Source organism: Corynebacterium sp. UMB6689, from assembly GCF_030215295.1.
GTDB classification, from domain to species: domain Bacteria; phylum Actinomycetota; class Actinomycetes; order Mycobacteriales; family Mycobacteriaceae; genus Corynebacterium; species Corynebacterium aurimucosum.
This window is the reverse complement of record NZ_JASOLS010000002.1, coordinates 115,083-129,783: the sequence shown is the minus strand read 5'-3', so window position 1 is coordinate 129,783 and position 14,701 is coordinate 115,083. Positions and strand designations below refer to the sequence as shown.

13 protein-coding genes, 1 tRNA gene and 1 pseudogene are annotated in these 14,701 nt (G+C 62.4%); 10 read left to right on the top strand and 5 right to left on the bottom strand.

The window, feature by feature from the left end:
- Nucleotides 1-68 precede the first annotated feature (68 nt).
- The gene (locus tag QP363_RS01555; protein ID WP_070645300.1) at nucleotides 69-971 is read left to right on the top strand and encodes a GDSL-type esterase/lipase family protein; all 903 of its coding nucleotides are present in this window, start codon (nucleotides 69-71) and stop codon (nucleotides 969-971) included.
- On the opposite strand, the gene selD is transcribed toward QP363_RS01555, so the two are convergent.
- Nucleotides 968-1,948, bottom strand: coding sequence for a selenide, water dikinase SelD (gene selD / locus QP363_RS01550; RefSeq protein ID WP_144657185.1), 981 nt, complete (start codon nucleotides 1,946-1,948; stop codon nucleotides 968-970). The genes QP363_RS01555 and selD overlap by 4 nt on opposite strands.
- Before the next feature lie 35 nt (nucleotides 1,949-1,983).
- Here selD and QP363_RS01545 point away from each other — a divergent pair.
- From QP363_RS01545 to selB, 3 genes are all read left to right on the top strand, one after another.
- Nucleotides 1,984-2,078, top strand: a tRNA-Sec gene (locus tag QP363_RS01545).
- Between the two features lie 24 nt (nucleotides 2,079-2,102).
- Nucleotides 2,103-3,386, top strand: a complete 1,284-nt coding sequence (selA, locus tag QP363_RS01540; RefSeq protein WP_284762019.1) for an L-seryl-tRNA(Sec) selenium transferase — start codon at nucleotides 2,103-2,105, stop codon at nucleotides 3,384-3,386.
- Nucleotides 3,387-5,177, top strand: coding sequence for a selenocysteine-specific translation elongation factor (gene selB / locus QP363_RS01535; protein WP_284762018.1), 1,791 nt, complete (start codon nucleotides 3,387-3,389; stop codon nucleotides 5,175-5,177).
- A gap of 71 nt (nucleotides 5,178-5,248) precedes the next feature.
- Here selB and QP363_RS01530 read toward each other — a convergent pair whose 3' ends face one another.
- Nucleotides 5,249-6,115 (bottom strand): hypothetical protein, encoded by an 867-nt coding sequence (locus tag QP363_RS01530; protein WP_284762017.1) that lies wholly within the window; start codon nucleotides 6,113-6,115, stop codon nucleotides 5,249-5,251.
- Between the two features lie 79 nt (nucleotides 6,116-6,194).
- Between QP363_RS01530 and zupT the strand changes: the two are divergent.
- Nucleotides 6,195-6,993, top strand: a pseudogene (gene zupT / locus QP363_RS01525) (zinc transporter ZupT).
- Between the two features lie 3 nt (nucleotides 6,994-6,996).
- Here zupT and QP363_RS01520 read toward each other — a convergent pair.
- Genes QP363_RS01520 through QP363_RS01510 form a run of 3 tightly spaced genes read right to left on the bottom strand, consistent with a single transcriptional unit; the run spans nucleotide 6,997 to nucleotide 9,216 of the window.
- On the bottom strand, nucleotides 6,997-7,917 hold the full coding sequence (locus QP363_RS01520; protein ID WP_284762016.1) for a DUF808 domain-containing protein: 921 nt from the start codon (nucleotides 7,915-7,917) through the stop codon (nucleotides 6,997-6,999).
- A 43-nt stretch (nucleotides 7,918-7,960) separates the two neighbouring features.
- A complete protein-coding gene (locus QP363_RS01515) occupies nucleotides 7,961-8,497 on the bottom strand; it encodes a DUF402 domain-containing protein (RefSeq protein WP_070645292.1) in 537 nt (178 codons plus the stop codon).
- Nucleotides 8,497-9,216, bottom strand: coding sequence for a hypothetical protein (locus QP363_RS01510; RefSeq protein WP_070718718.1), 720 nt, complete (start codon nucleotides 9,214-9,216; stop codon nucleotides 8,497-8,499). Before QP363_RS01510 ends, QP363_RS01515 begins: the two co-directional genes overlap by 1 nt.
- 269 nt (nucleotides 9,217-9,485) lie before the next feature.
- Here QP363_RS01510 and typA point away from each other — a divergent pair, with 269 nt between their 5' ends.
- From typA to fdxA, 5 genes are all read left to right on the top strand, one after another.
- Nucleotides 9,486-11,396: a translational GTPase TypA gene (gene typA / locus QP363_RS01505; protein ID WP_284762015.1), complete on the top strand. Its 1,911-nt coding sequence runs from the start codon at nucleotides 9,486-9,488 to the stop codon at nucleotides 11,394-11,396.
- 81 nt (nucleotides 11,397-11,477) lie between these two features.
- The gene (locus tag QP363_RS01500; protein ID WP_284762014.1) at nucleotides 11,478-13,079 is read left to right on the top strand and encodes an ABC transporter family substrate-binding protein; all 1,602 of its coding nucleotides are present in this window, start codon (nucleotides 11,478-11,480) and stop codon (nucleotides 13,077-13,079) included.
- Nucleotides 13,075-13,938: a PIG-L family deacetylase gene (locus QP363_RS01495; protein WP_284762152.1), complete on the top strand. Its 864-nt coding sequence runs from the start codon at nucleotides 13,075-13,077 to the stop codon at nucleotides 13,936-13,938. The genes QP363_RS01500 and QP363_RS01495 overlap by 5 nt, the downstream gene beginning before the upstream one ends.
- Nucleotides 13,935-14,327 carry a hypothetical protein gene (locus QP363_RS01490; protein ID WP_070645286.1) on the top strand — a complete coding sequence of 131 codons (393 nt, stop codon included), beginning with the start codon at nucleotides 13,935-13,937 and terminating at the stop codon, nucleotides 14,325-14,327. Before QP363_RS01495 ends, QP363_RS01490 begins: the two co-directional genes overlap by 4 nt.
- A gap of 50 nt (nucleotides 14,328-14,377) precedes the next feature.
- Nucleotides 14,378-14,701: a ferredoxin gene (gene fdxA / locus QP363_RS01485; RefSeq protein WP_070443193.1), complete on the top strand. Its 324-nt coding sequence runs from the start codon at nucleotides 14,378-14,380 to the stop codon at nucleotides 14,699-14,701.

The following is a 14,701-nucleotide window of genomic DNA, read 5'->3' as shown; positions in this document are numbered from 1 at the left end:
GACCAATGTGATTGAGTAGAACGAGGTAAACATTCTCTCGTTCTCCCTAATCGTTCTGTTAAGGAATCATGTCTCTCTCCTTCTCCCAGCGCATCAAGCGTTTTTCCGTTGCTCTTTCCGCAACCGCTTTGGCCTGCAGTGCCGTGACCTTCTCTACCGCTACGGCCTCCGCAGACCCGCACCGCGGCGCCGACGCCGTGTTCTTCGGTGATTCTTTCTTTGCTAACCCCGGCTACAAGCAGGTGGCTGGCGTGCGGTCCGATCTTGTGCGTGCGGGCCTCAGCAGCATCGAGGGCAGCGGCTCGGAAGCAGGCGCTCCATCACCACAAGGCTGCCCGCAAGGAAAGAAGACAGTGGCCGCGGAGTACGGCAAGATCACGGGGCGCTCGGTGGCGAACTATGCCTGTTCGGCCGCCAAGGCTAGCGGGGGCTCCTTCCGGAAGGACTTTGATCAGCAGGTCGTTGGTGCCATTGCCAATAAACACCTCACTGCCGATACCAAGAGTGTCTTTGTGCAATTCGGCGCCAATAATCTGCAGGACATTGCTGTCTCGCAATTTAATAATGATTCCTACCGGCAGGCCATGGTGAATAACACGAATCGCATCCGTCAGGCTGCGCCGCATGCCACCATCACGTTTGTGGGGTACCCAGCTATCTCTGCCGCTAATGGCGCGATGTGCCCCGTGCGCTCTGGTACCAGCAGCGAGGTGGGTTTCAACATGGATGTGCTGGGCTTGGTTCGTTTGGGAGAGGACACCATTAACTCCGCGATGCGCACTGCGGCCTCCGCTGCTGGTGCCAATTACGTTGACCTCCGCCGCGCTTCCATCGACCACAACATGTGTGCTCCGGACTCTATTCGCTGGGTATCCGGCATCAGCGAGAAGTCCGTGACACACAATTTGTCCAATCACCTCACGCATGCCGGAGTCGATGGCGTCGCGCGCATTCTGAGCGCGCGTTCCTAAGCAGAGATAGAAATCCGCGCCTCACCCGGCACGGTCCGCCCGATAACTGGGTAGCCGGGTACCTCGCCGATGAGGAGGAGGCCACCGGAGGTTTGGGCATCGGCGAGGAAGACCAGGTCCTCTTCGCTCAAGTCCGAATCGAGGTGGGGGCGGACCCAATCTAGATTGCGGCGCGAGCCGCCCGGGATGAAGCCCTCCGCCAGGGCTTCCTTGGCGCCGTTCACCGCAGGAACAGCGGAGAAGTCGAGCTCGGCGCCGATACCGGAGGCACGGCACATCTTGTAGAGGTGGCCCAAAAGACCAAACCCGGTGACGTCGGTTGCTGCACGCACTCCTGCCTCCACCGCTGCCGCAGCTGCATCGCGGTTGAGCGTGGTCATGGAATCTACCGCGGCCTGAGAAACCTCACCGGTGGCCTTGTGCTTATTGTTGAGGATGCCCACACCAATCGGCTTGGTCAGCGTGATGGGAAGACCAGCCTCGGCGGCGTCATTGCGCATAATCTTGTCGGGGTGGACGGTGCCCGTGGCAGCCAAACCATAGGTGGGCTCCGGGGCGGTGATGGAGTGCCCGCCAGTAATCGAGATCTCTGCTTGGCTGGCCACATCCATGCCACCGCGCAGGACCTCGCGCAATATATCGAGGCTGAGCTTTTCGCGCGGCCAGCCCACGAGGTTGATGGCGGTGATGGGCGTGCCGCCCATGGCGTAGACGTCGGAAAGCGCATTAGCTGCTGCCACCCGGCCCCAGTCATAGGGGTCGTTGAGCATCGGGGTGAAGAAGTCCGCGGTGGAGATGACCGCCAGGCCGTCCTGGATGCGTACGGCGGCGGCATCGTCGCCGTCGTCAAGCCCCACCAGCACGTTGGGGTCCGCGGTGCCTACCAGGCCCGCCACAGCAGATTCGAGCTCACCCGGGGGAATCTTGCAAGCACAACCGCCACCGGCGGCAAAGGACGTAAGTTTAATGTCAGTCATAAGTACTACTTTAGCCCCGTGTAAGGTGAGCAGACGGAGGCGTACGTGTCCTGGTGGGCGCCCCGGTCTTCAAAACCGGTGAGGCCGAGTATCTCGGTCTGGCAGGTTCGATTCCTGTCCGTCTCCGCCATGAGCGCAGCTAGGAGGAACTTTGATGACTGACCCCCGCCGCTTCATCCCGAAGATGGATGAGATCCTCCAGTACCCGGCAGTGCGCACTGCGCAGGAGCGCAGTGCACCCCATAAGGTGCGCGCGATCATCGACGCCGTGCTTGCCGACGCCCGCTCCGGATCCCTCGACCCCACCCGCTTTCAGCAGGAGCTGGCCGACAGACTCGAAAGCGCACAGCCCTATTCCTTGCGCCGCGTCATCAATGCCACCGGTGTGATCATCCACACGAACTTGGGTAGGGCGCCATTGCCACCAGCCGCGGTGGACGCGCTCGCAGCCGCAGCCGGCTATACGGACGTTGAGATGGACTTAGACAGCGGTCAGCGCTCGCGGGATAGGGGACGCGGCGCGGTCGAGGCTGTCCTGGCCGCCTGTCCCGGCGCGGAGGACGCGCTGGTGGTTAACAATGGAGCATCCGCGCTGCTGCTGGCGACCGCCGCCTTGGCCCCCGGCAAGGAGATCATCATTTCCCGTGGCGAACTTATTGAGATTGGTGCGGGCTTCCGTCTGCCGGAGCTCATCGAGTCCACGGCCACCCGCTTGCGTGAGGTTGGCGCGACGAACCGAACTCACCTGGCGGACTATGAGCGGGCCTTGGGGGAGAACACCGGGGCGATACTCAAGGTGCATCCCTCCAACTTTGTGATCAGTGGCTTCACGTCTTCTGTGTCGGTTGCTGAGTTGCGTGCGCTTACGGATGTGCCACTCATCGTGGATATCGGATCCGGGTTGCTCACTCCCGATGCGGTGCTGCCTGAGGAACCCTCGGCCAGCGAGGCTCTTCGAGATGGCGCAGACGTGGTGCTCTTTTCGGGGGATAAGCTTCTCGGCGGACCGCAAGCCGGCGTGCTGGTGGGAAAGAAGGAAGCGATCGCCGCGTGTAAGAAACATCCGCTGGCGAGGGCGGTGCGCATCGATAAGCTGCGGCTCAACGCCCTTGAGGCCTCCCTTGCCGCTCCTTCCAATGCCGTGCAGAATGCGCTGCACATCGACGCTCAGCGCCACCGCGAGCGCACCGAGAAGGTCGCTGCGGCGGTAGGCGGCGTGGTTGTCGAGCATGCCGGGCGTGTTGGTGGCGGCGGGGCGCCCGAGGTACCGCTGCCAGGCTGGGCTGTGGCGTTGCCAGAAGAGCTGGCCCGTCCGCTGCGGTTGGGCGAGCCTCCTGTGGTGGCGCGCGTGAACCAGGGCCGCTGCCTGGTGGATGTGCGCTGCGTGCCGGAGTCGCAGGACGCGGAGCTTATTGCTGCGATTCAGGCGGTGATGTAGGTGTACGTTGTGGCCACCGCCGGCCATGTCGACCACGGCAAGTCGAGCCTAGTCAAGGCGCTGACGGGAATGGAGCCGGACCGCTGGGAAGAAGAGAAGCGGCGCGGCCTGACCATTGACTTGGGCTTCGTGTGGACGAAGCTTGACTCCGGCGCCGATGTGGCTTTTGTCGATGTGCCGGGGCATGAGAAGTTCCTGGGCAACATGCTGGCCGGGGTGGGGCCCGCGCCGGTGGTGCTCTTTGTGGTGGCGGCCGATGAAGGCTGGCAAGCGCAGTCTACTGACCACCGGGATGCCCTGCGCGCCGTGGGAATCGAGCACGGAGTGGTGGCGCTGAGCCGCGCGGACAGGGCAGATGCCGCCCGCCGCGCTGAGGTAGTCGCGCAGGTTGAGACAGAGCTGGCTGGAACAGCGCTTGCCGACGCTCCCATCGTCGACGTCTCCGCAAAGACCGGCGAGGGCGTGGGGACATTACGCACTGAGTTGGACCAGGTACTCGCCGCTATGCCCGCGCCTGATCCCCAGGCGCGCGTGCGGTTGTGGGTCGATCGCGGCTTTAGCGTGAAGGGTACGGGCACCGTGGTGACAGGAACGCTGGCGGCGGGGACTGTCTCGGTGGGGGATGAGTTGGAGCTTCATGGGCAACGCGTGACGGTGCGCGGAGTGCACAGTGAAAACAAGTCGGTGGATAGCGCCGGTCCAGTCACGCGCGTGGCCCTCAACCTTCGCGGGGTGGCTGCCGACCAGGTTCATCGCGGGGATGCACTGCTGAGCCCTGGGGGCTGGCGGGCGCTCGAAACCGTGGATATTCGCCGCACCTTTGGTACTGAGATGGCTGAGCTTCCCCAGAACCTCGTGGTGCACATCGGCACCGCGGGCGTTGGTGCCCGTCTGCGGCCATTAGGAGGTGAGTTCGCGAGGTTGACACTGGAAAGCCCGCTATCTCTCACGCTGCTTGATAGGTTCGTGGTGCGCAGCCCCGGCGGGCGACATGTAGCGGCAGGCTTCGAAGTCGTGGACATGCACCCGGCCGCGCTGAGTAGGCGCGGTGCTGCGAAGAAGCGCGCAGCTGAGCTAGAAGCCTTAGAGCCGACCAACCCGTCCGAGTGGCTCAAGCGCTGCGGCTACGCTTCGCGCGACGACCTCCTGCGCGATGGCTTTTCGGTGGAGGAAAAGCCGGCAGGGGTCATTGTTTTCCGCGAGTGGTGGATTGCCGCCCGCCAGGTAACCGCGTGGAAGAATGCCCTCGTTGAGGCAGTGGAAGCACATGCTGCGGCGAACCCGCTGTCCCCGGGGCTGACGAAGGCAGCGGCCATGGACGCGCTGAACCTATCGGAGCCGGCCCTGCTGGGGTTGGCGGTAGCGGCAGCCAAGCTCGAATCAGTAGATGGTGTGCTGCGCGTTCCCGGCAAGACCGTCGACCTTGGCCCTGCGGAGAAGGCAGTAGCTGAGCTCGAACAACGCCTGCGCGCTGAGCCCTTCGCTGCCCCGGAGGCAGAAGACCTCAAGGAATTGGGACTGGGCCCCAAGGAGCTCGCCGCCGCCGAGCGCGCCGGGCGCCTGCTTCGCCTGGCCAAGGGCGTTGTGCTTCTGCCTTCAGCTCCGCGTGCGGCTTTCGATGTGGCGGCACAGTTGGAACAGCCCTTCACCCTCTCGGCGGCACGTCAGGCCCTGGGCACGACGCGCCGGGTTGCTGTCCCACTGTTGGAGCACCTCGATGCCACCGGCGCGACCCGCCTAGTCGAAGGCAAACGCTTCGTGTGTGGGCCAAGGGAAAGAGCACCAAAGTAAAGGCACCATTTGCGGGCGGGTTTCAGAGAAATCCCAGGTCAATGAATTAGTGTAAGCGCATAAGGTGCCAGTTAAAAGGTGTCTTTAGGGGACGTGAAGGTACGCGAGCCGGTGGGCAGTGGTGAGGCAAGGGGATCCGCAGGCGTGGTGAACTCCCAGTCGGCATCAGGGTCGAGTGCCGGCGGGATGGCGGGATTGTTTGGGTCGAGCGGCAGCGGCGGGACCACAGGTGCGAAGAGCTCGGCAGACTGAGCCGGGGCAGCAGCGTCTTCGGGGGCGAGGGGAAGGTCCACTGCGATGCGCCCCGCGGCAGCATAAGCCCGAGCGGCCAGGGAAGCACCTGATTGGGAGGCGGCCGCGAATGCGGTGGCCAGCGCCGGGGTATCGGAGAGTTCCCCGCACGGGCCGAGGACGAGGTTGTCGTGGGTGGCGAGGACGGTGTCGTCGAGAAGCGCAAGCGTCACGAAGAGCTGTTCGGTTCCCATCTCGCGCAGCTGATGCGCGGTGAGCTCTCCCTCCGTGACACGAACGAGAGCTCCCTGGCCACCGCTGAGCAGGGCAGTACCCGTTGGCTGATTGTTCGCGGGAATCATCCACGGGTCGAGCCCCAGAGCAACGGCCACCTCCACCTCACCGTCCACGATCTCGACGGTCGCATGTGTTGCTGCATTCATCGCCGCTGTGCGCAGCCGGTTCAGCGCTGGATACTCAGCGGACTCTTCGTCATCGAGCGCACCGAGAAAACCGAAATCCGAGCGGACGCGCCAGCCACCCGTAGTGGGGTCGGGGAGCAAGGACACGTCGACGAGCGCAGGCTGCTGCGCCAACCCCGGAATGCTCAACGCGGTAGAAAAGTTGACGTGCTCAAGAATCGCGACGTGCTCGACACCAAAATAGGACGGAGCCAGCGGATACAGCACCATGGTTGCGACAGTCACCTCGTGAGTCAGATGGGAAGCGATGGACTCCTTCCAAGCTTACGCAGAGGCCGGGTTAGACACGCTATAGTTTCCCACTATGGACTTAGCTACCATTGCCTTCGCTTTCAGCCTTGTGCTGCTGTCGGGCTTGTCGACGTCCATCGGAGGCGCCCTGGCCGTCGGAAAGCGGGAGCCAGGCCCGAAGTTCATGGCCACTGCTTTGGGGCTGTCTGCGGGCGTAATGCTCTACGTCTCCTTCATGGAAATCCTGCCGGAGGCCCTGAAGAAGCTAGAAAGCACCCTCGGGGACGAAGCTCGCGCCACTTGGACGATGATGACGGCATTCTTCGCGGGTATTGCGATCATTGCCATCATTGACCGCCTTGTGCCCGAGGAGATTAACCCGCACGAGCCGGCCACCACCGAGGAGGACGCGCGGCGCAAACGGCTGATGAAGACCGGCATCTTTACCGCCTTCGCGCTGGCCATCCACAACTTCCCGGAAGGCTTTGCCACGTTTCTCTCGGGCCTGGAAGCCCCGGAGATCGCTATCCCCGTTGCCGTGGCTATTGCCATTCACAACATCCCCGAGGGCATTGCGGTAGCGGTACCTTTGCGCAGTGCAACGGGCTCACGCAAGAAAGCCTTCTGGTGGGCCACGCTATCTGGCTTGGCCGAGCCCCTCGGCGCTCTCATTGGCTTCAGCGCTGCTGATGCCTTTTATCGGGCCGATGACTTTCGGCATCAGCTTCGCCGTCATCGCCGGCATCATGGTGTTCATCTCCTTGGATGAGCTTTTGCCCACGGCGGAGGAGACCGGAGAACACCACTGTGCCATCTACGGACTGATCGCCGGGATGGCGGTCATGGCCGTCTCCCTCGCGCTGTTTATCTAAGGTCTATTTCACGCGCTCGGCGGTGGCCTTGACCGCCATGATGATGGTGACGATAACGGCGCCCAGAATAAAGCCGCACAACATCGACAAGCCGGTGTCCGCCAACCAGGCGAGGGCACCGTTGTTGATGCTCTCGGTCACGTGGTGGATAAAGCCATAAGGCTGTTCGGCGCCGAATTCGCTCAGACCCTTGACCACAATGTGGCCGCCGACCCACAGCATGGCGGCGGTGCCGATGATGCCGATGATATTGAGCACAATCGGCATGCCCTTCACCAAGGCGGTGCCCAGGGCGGAGTCACCATCGTGACGCTTGAGCAGGGCGACGCCGATGTCATCCATCTTGACTAGCAGCCCGACGGCGCCATAGACGCCCAACGTGAGGAGGACACCAACGGTGACCAAGGCGCCGAGGCGCAGCCAGAAGGGCTGATCAATGACCTCGTTGAGGGAGATCACCATGATCTCGGCGGAGAGGATGAGGTCGGTGGTGATAGCGGATTTCACCAGGGAGTCTTCGGCGTCGGGCCCTCTTTCTTCGGCGGGCTTATCGTCTTTTTCCCCGCGGTGGAAAACAGAGTGGAAAATCTTTTCTGCGCCCTCGAAGCACAGGTAAGCACCACCGCACATGAGGATAGGGGTGAGCGCCCACGGCGCGATCCACGAAAGGATGAGCGCAATCGGCAGGATGATGACGAGCTTGTTGATGAGCGAGCCCTTGGTGATGCGCCAAATTATGGGCAGCTCACGCTGCGGCTTGACGCCCTGGACATATTGGGGCGTGACAGCGGCGTCGTCGACAACGACCCCGGCGGCTTTCACCGAAGTCTTTCCGGCCAATGCTGCCACGTCGTCGACGCTGGAGGCAGCGGAGCGGGCGATCAGGGCGACGTCGTCAAGCAGGGCAAAGAGACCACCGGCCATGGCTCACATCCTTTTAAGGTGGGGGAGAAGTACTCACCCTAGGTTACTCGGCGGGAACGAGCTCCACATTTTCTGCCCAAGTAAGGTCCATTCCCAGCGTGCGCAACCAATTCATGGCGTCATCGCCGTAGCGCGTGATGCCTTCGACGGCGGTCAGGGTCCGCTCCATGGCGCGCTCGGCCTCCTCGGCACTGATGAGGCCGTTGGAGGTGGCGGCGGCTAGCTCGTCAATATCGAGTACATCGACTGGCTCGCCAGAGGTGGAGACCAAGTCGACGTAGAGATCGCGGGTGGTCCACACGTCCCCGTCAATATCGATATCGGCAACGTCGATGTAGAAGTCCTGGTGCACATCGACGCCCTCGCGGAAGTGGAAGATGTTGGCGCGCAAGCCAAGGTCCGGCAGCAGCCAAGACTCGAGGTAGCCGAAGCGCGGGTGATTAGCGCCGCGGGCCATGTAGAGGCCAAAGTCGGTGACCCGGTAGGTGTCTACCTCGCGCTCGAAACCTTTCGGGTCGACGTTGATGTTGTCGGTGGTATTAAAGGTTTCTTGCTTGACTGGGTGCAGGTCTGTGCTCATTAGTTCACCTCGAGGTAAGCCGCGGTAGGTGGGAAGGAACACGAGGATTCAGCAGTGTTGACCGCACCGGAGAGGACTGCCACGACGGTACCCTTGCCAGTCGTGGCACGGCCCGAGACCGTGGTTGGCCCATCGGTGTTGATGCCATTGTTGAACAGGGGAGTGGTGCCAAACTGGAAGGTGTCCAGGTTGAACCACTGAACGCGCATGGCGCCCTGCTCTTCAGCGGCGGTCGGGGTGCCCAGCGCGGTGAAGAGGAAGACTGCTTCGCCTTCACCGGCACCTGGGGCCGGCATATCGGTCGGGCCAGGCACGGCGATGGCGGAGCCCACCGAATCGCCCTGCCCGCCGATGCACTGCGCGGAGACCGTGGGCCAGTAGAACTGGCGGAAGCCGGGGTTATTTCCCTCCGGCATGGCAACGCCGCCTTCGCCGCCTTCACCGGCGGTGAAATTAAGGGCGGTGAGGATGGCGCTGCGGGCTTCCTGCGGGATCCATGGCTGTGCCGCGAAAGCACGAACGCGCTCCTGCGTCTCCGGGGTGGGACGGCCGAGGCTGTCCAACGGGTTGCTGCTCTGTGGGATATTCACGAGCGAGGAGAGGTCGGGGGCGCCGGCGTTTGCGGGCGTGATGCTGAGTAGGCCCATCATCACGGCAGCAGTGAGTCCGGCGACGCCACGACGGGCGGAGCGGGAAGAGTGCTGTTCGGAAAAGGCCATGGAAAATCCTTGTGTGTGGGTGGGGGCGTGACGGCAGAAACTAAATCACATGCGTCACAATAGTATCTGCTGCCACAATATTCACTTTTTTGATGTAGTCAACTCTCAATAGAGGACTACTGTGCGGTATGTCGGGTGTTGATATCAATTCGTTACATCCCGCAGCGCTCTGCGGGATCCTGCGCGATGCTGCACATCAAAGAGCTAGAGAGTATATTTAAGGGCCGTTCACATCGCTAACGCATCATGCTTTAAGGAGCACCCCACACGTGAGTAATACTGAGTTCCGTAACGTAGCCATCGTCGCGCACGTTGACCACGGTAAAACCACCCTCGTCAACGGCATGCTGGAGCAGTCCGGCGCTTTCGGCGACCATGGCGAACACTCGGATCGCGTCATGGACTCCAATGATCAGGAGCGCGAGCGCGGCATCACCATTCTGGCGAAGAACACCGCCATCCACCGCAAGGGCCTGGGCAAGGACGGCGGGGATCTCATCATCAACGTCATCGACACCCCGGGCCACGCCGACTTCGGCGGCGAGGTGGAGCGCGGTATCTCGATGGTCGACGGCGTCGTGCTGCTTGTCGACGCCTCCGAAGGCCCCCTCCCACAGACCCGCTTCGTGCTTACCAAGGCGCTGGAGGCGAAGCTGCCGGTCATCATTTGCGTGAATAAGACCGACCGCCCGGATGCCCGAATCGATGAGGTCGTTACCGAGGCCCAGGACCTGCTGCTGGAAATCGCCGCCGGCCTGGAAGATGAGGAAGCAGCAGCTGCTGCCGAGGAACTGCTGGATCTGCCGGTCCTCTACACCTCCGGCCGTGAGGGCAAGGCCTCAACCGAAAACCCGGGCAATGGCAACGTCCCGAACGCCGATGATCTGCAGGCGCTTTTCGACGTCATCTATGACGTCCTCCCTGAGCCCTCCGCCAAGGTCGACGCCCCGCTGCAGGCGCACGTGACCAACCTGGACTCCGATGACTTCCTCGGCCGTATCGCCTTGCTGCGTATCTACTCAGGCACCATCAAGAAGGGCCAGCAGGTGGCCTGGATACATTATGACGAGGAAGGGGAGATGCACACTAAGACCGTCAAGGTGGCAGAGCTCCTGCGCACCGTCGGCTTCCAGCGCCAGCCGGACACCGAGGCTATCGCCGGTGACATCGTGGCCATCTCCGGTATCTCCGACATCATGATTGGTGACACCATCGCGGACGTCGAGCACCCAGAGCCGCTGCCGCGCATCAAGGTCGACGAGCCGGCTATTTCCATGACCATCGGCGTCAACACCTCCCCGATGGCAGGCCAGGGCGGCGGCGATAAGCTCACTGCCCGCATGGTCAAGGCTCGCTTGGACCAGGAGCTCATCGGTAACGTCTCCCTCAAGGTGCTGCCGACAGAGCGCCCGGATGCTTGGGAGGTTCAGGGCCGCGGCGAGATGGCCTTGTCCGTGCTCATCGAGAACATGCGCCGTGAGGGTTTCGAGTTGACCGTCGGCAAGCCGCAGGTGGTCACCCAGGTCATCGACGGAAAGACGATGGAGCCGTACGAGATGCTCACCATCGATTCCCCCTCCGAGCACCAGGGCGCTATTACCCAGTTGCTGGCCACCCGCAAGGGCCAAATGCAGTCCATGGATGTCCGCGAGGGCGACTGGGTCCGCATGGTTTTCCGCGTCCCCGCCCGCGGCCTTATCGGCTTCCGCACTCAGTTCATGACGGAGACTCGCGGCTCTGGTATCGCCAACTCCATCTTCGATGGTCTCGATGTTTGGGCTGGCGATATCAAGGCACGCCCGACGGGCTCGCTGGTGGCCGACCGTTCCGGTCAGATCACCGCCTACGCTCTGCAGCAGTTGGCGGACCGTGGTGACTTCTTCGTGGAGCCGGGCATGGAGGCCTACGAAGGCATGGTTGTTGGCGCCAATAACCGTGATGAGGATATGGATATCAACATCACCAAGGAAAAGAAGCTGACCAACATGCGCTCCGCCACCGCGGATGCCACCGTCACCCTCGCCAAGGCTCGGACCCTGTCCCTGGAAGAGGCGCTGGAATTCTGTGGCACCGACGAGTGCGTCGAGGTCGGCCCGAACGTCCTGCGCGTGCGCAAGGTCGAGCTGTCCTCCACCGAACGCAAGCGTGCGGCCGCCCGCGCTAAGCAGCTCAACAAGTAACCACTGGGGATGCGTGGGGCGTCGTCAAGCGCCGCCCCAGGGTGGTAAAGAAGTACTTTCCGGAATTTGAGGTTGTGTGGAGTGGACCGTTTCCTGCCTCGGCTCGGCGTTATCCTCGCAGCCGCCCTGCTGACGGCCTGCCAGGCTAACCCTGGCCCGCCGCCGGTGGTGGACGAGGATGATCGCAGCGCCCCTCCAACGAATTCCAGCACCACCGCCCCGCCACCTGAGGCAGCGCCCGAAGAGGACCTTCTGCCGAAGCGCAGCACCGTGGCCATCGGGGTTGACCCGCTGCGCGGCGGCCTCAACCCGCACCTCGTGGCAAATAATTCTGAGCTGGTCAACCAGATTGCGGAGCTAGTGCTGCCCTCTGCTTTCCACGGCACCGAGATGGACACGGATGTCCTGGAATCTGCCGAGGAGATCGAAGCTCCCGAAGGCGTTGCGATGCGTGTGCGCTATACCATCGCCGCGCCATCCCAATGGTCTGATGGCACGCCGATCAGTGGTTCCGACTTTAACTATTTGTGGTCCCAGATAACTCGCACCCCGGGGGCTAAGAATGTTTCTGGCTATCGGGCGATCTCGGCTGTGCGGACCTCCGGCAATGGGCGGGTGGTGACCGTGGACTTCGACCACCGCGTCGAAGATTGGCACAAACTTTTTGCCCATCTTTTGCCCTCCCACCTTCTAGAAGACAGGGATTTCGCCTCAGTGCTGGCCGACGGGATCCCCGCCTCTGCTGGGCGTTACCTCGTGGAAAGCATGGACCGCGGGCGAGGAATCATCACGCTTAATCGCAATGACCGTTTCTGGGGAGAAGATCCCGCGAACATCGACGTCATCCAGCTGCGCGCGGTTCGCGATACCGCGCAAGCGGTGAATATGTTGCGCTCTCGGCAGATCGGTTTTGCTGATTTCACCCCGCAACAGACCACCCTGGAGAGCCTGAGCCTGCTCAGCAATGTCAATACCGGTGTGGTGACACGGCAACGCCAGCTCCGCTTGGAAATGTCCGCTGCGGAGGGCGCTCTCAACGAGCAGCCCCAGCGCCGCGCATTGGCTTCGCTTCTCGATACCGACCAGATTGCCCGCTTGGCCACCGGCCGTGCCTCAGAGCTGGAGCCTGGGAACAACCCCTTTGACAGTAACGCGGAACTTGCCCCACTGCGGGAGCGGGCGGGACGCAAGCCCGTGCGCATCGGTGTGGATCCTCAAAATCCCACGGCCTTGGCGGCAGCCACCACCATTGTGGACGTGCTGCAAGCCAAGGCTATTGACGCGGAGGTCGTCACCGAACGCCTGACTACAATTACCTCGGATCTGCTTCCGGCGGGCAAGGTTGATGCCGTGGTGGCGTGGGATGAGAACGGCAGGGATGCGATAACCTTGGCCAATTACTTCGTGTGCGCAACGCCGACGCGCCCAGCGGCAACGCTGTCGGGATTCTGCCCAGAAAATTCCGCAGAGTCAGCCCTTGACATTCTTTCAGGCGAACTGGATTCCGAGGCCGCCGAAGAGCGGGTAGAGCACCTCAACAAGGAAGAAGTGCTCTTCATCCCGCTGCTCAATGAGGTGCGAGTCCACGCTTTGGGCAAGGGTATTGTTGGCCCCGGACAAAGCATTAAGGACTGGGATTCCGGTCTGATTAGCGCACCGCAGTGGAGGAAAGACGATGATTAAGGATCTCGCGGGCTACCGCGTCGTGGCTGTTCACGCTCACCCGGATGATGAGGTGCTCTTTACCGGCGGCACGCTGGCGGACTTGTCCGCGCGCGGCGCGCAGGTCACCGTGATTACCGCAACGCTGGGTGAGGAAGGCGAGATCATCGGCGAGCCTTACCAAGGCCTGGCAGAAACCGATCAGCTGGGAGGTTTCCGTGCTTGGGAGCTCAAGCACGCGCTCGACGCGTTAGGGGTCGAGGGCATTCAGCTGGGCGGATTTGGGCACTTCCGTGATTCCGGGATGGAAGGCTCGCCCTCTCACGAGAATCCGCGGGCCCTGGTGAACCGTGTGGACGAGGCCGCAGATTTATTGCGTAGCCACCTTGCTGCGCTGCGACCACACGCGGTGTTGACTTATGGTCCGGACGGCGGCTACGGGCACCCCGACCATATCGCCGTACACAAGGTCGTGCATGCGGCTGCTGCGCCTGAGCAGCGGATCTGGTGGGCCGTCTTCGAGCGCACCGCGCACTATCGCGGCCTCGAGGCTGTCACACCTCCCGAGGGCTGGAGCCTGCCGGACAAGGAGTACCTGGACAACTTCACCAACGCTGGCTGCGATATCACCTACGAGCTCACTGACGCGGCTCTCAGCGCCAAGCGTGCGGCGATGCTGGCCCACGCCACGCAGATCTGGCTTGCCGACGGCTCCCTCACCACCGTCAACCCGCACGCCGCCCAGGCAGGGCTCAAAGACCCTGCGGAGGTTCCCGCAGCCTATGCCTTGTCAAACTTGCTCACCATGCCTCTGCTGCGTCAAGAGTTCTACCAATTGGGACAGGGTGAACCACAGGATTCATTGCTGGGGGAGAAATGACCGAGCGCGCCATTCGCACTGATTTCTCCCGCGGCGAGCAGGTAGGGGGCCTAGTGTGGCTCGTCTTAGGCGCACTCTGCTCGCTGACTCTCGAGGTGGTTTATCTCACTGCTCGTCTGCCGTGGCCCGGCGAGTCCGGGATGGCCTTTCCCATCACCATTCTCATTGCATTCTGGTTCAACGGAGTGTTGACTCGCACAGCCCGCCTGTGGAGTGAGAATCCCTACATCGCCGGTGTGCCCGGGCTGGCGTGGGTGGGAGGATTTCTCGCGTTCATGCTGGGAGCCGCCATCGGTGACGGTAGCCTGCTGCCCAATAATATTCTCAGCCTGCTGCTGTTCGCCGCGGGAATCGCGGGTAGCGTTTGGCCATTTTTCGCCTCGGAGTAGCATACTGTTAGTCGTAGAAAACCCGTGACACACAGGAGTTTAAACACCTTATGACTTACACCATCGCGCAGCCTTGCGTCGACGTGATGGACCGCGGCTGCGTTGAAGAGTGCCCGGTCGACTGCATCTACGAGGGCAAGCGCATGCTCTACATCCACCCGGACGAGTGCGTGGACTGCGGCGCCTGCGAGCCGGCTTGCCCGGTGGAGGCCATCTTCTACGAGGATGATGTCCCGGATGAGTGGCTGGATTACAACGACGCCAACGCCGCCTTCTTCGATGACCTCGGCTCCCCGGGCGGTGCAGCTGCACTCGGCCCGCAGGACTTTGACGTGCCGATGATCTCTGCGCTCCCGCCCCAGAACCAGGAGTAG

Excerpts from the sequence above, each read along its gene's own strand:
- QP363_RS01555 (WP_070645300.1), top strand. The coding sequence starts at position 69 with ATGTCTCTCTCCTTCTCCCAGCGCATCAAGCGTTTTTCCGTTGCTCTT.
- selD (WP_144657185.1), bottom strand. The coding sequence starts at position 1,948 with ATGACTGACATTAAACTTACGTCCTTTGCCGCCGGTGGCGGTTGTGCT.
- selA (WP_284762019.1), top strand. The coding sequence starts at position 2,103 with ATGACTGACCCCCGCCGCTTCATCCCGAAGATGGATGAGATCCTCCAG.
- QP363_RS01520 (WP_284762016.1), bottom strand. The coding sequence starts at position 7,917 with ATGGCCGGTGGTCTCTTTGCCCTGCTTGACGACGTCGCCCTGATCGCC.
- QP363_RS01515 (WP_070645292.1), bottom strand. The coding sequence starts at position 8,497 with ATGAGCACAGACCTGCACCCAGTCAAGCAAGAAACCTTTAATACCACC.
- QP363_RS01510 (WP_070718718.1), bottom strand. The coding sequence starts at position 9,216 with ATGGCCTTTTCCGAACAGCACTCTTCCCGCTCCGCCCGTCGTGGCGTC.
- QP363_RS01490 (WP_070645286.1), top strand. The coding sequence starts at position 13,935 with ATGACCGAGCGCGCCATTCGCACTGATTTCTCCCGCGGCGAGCAGGTA.
- fdxA (WP_070443193.1), top strand. The coding sequence starts at position 14,378 with ATGACTTACACCATCGCGCAGCCTTGCGTCGACGTGATGGACCGCGGC.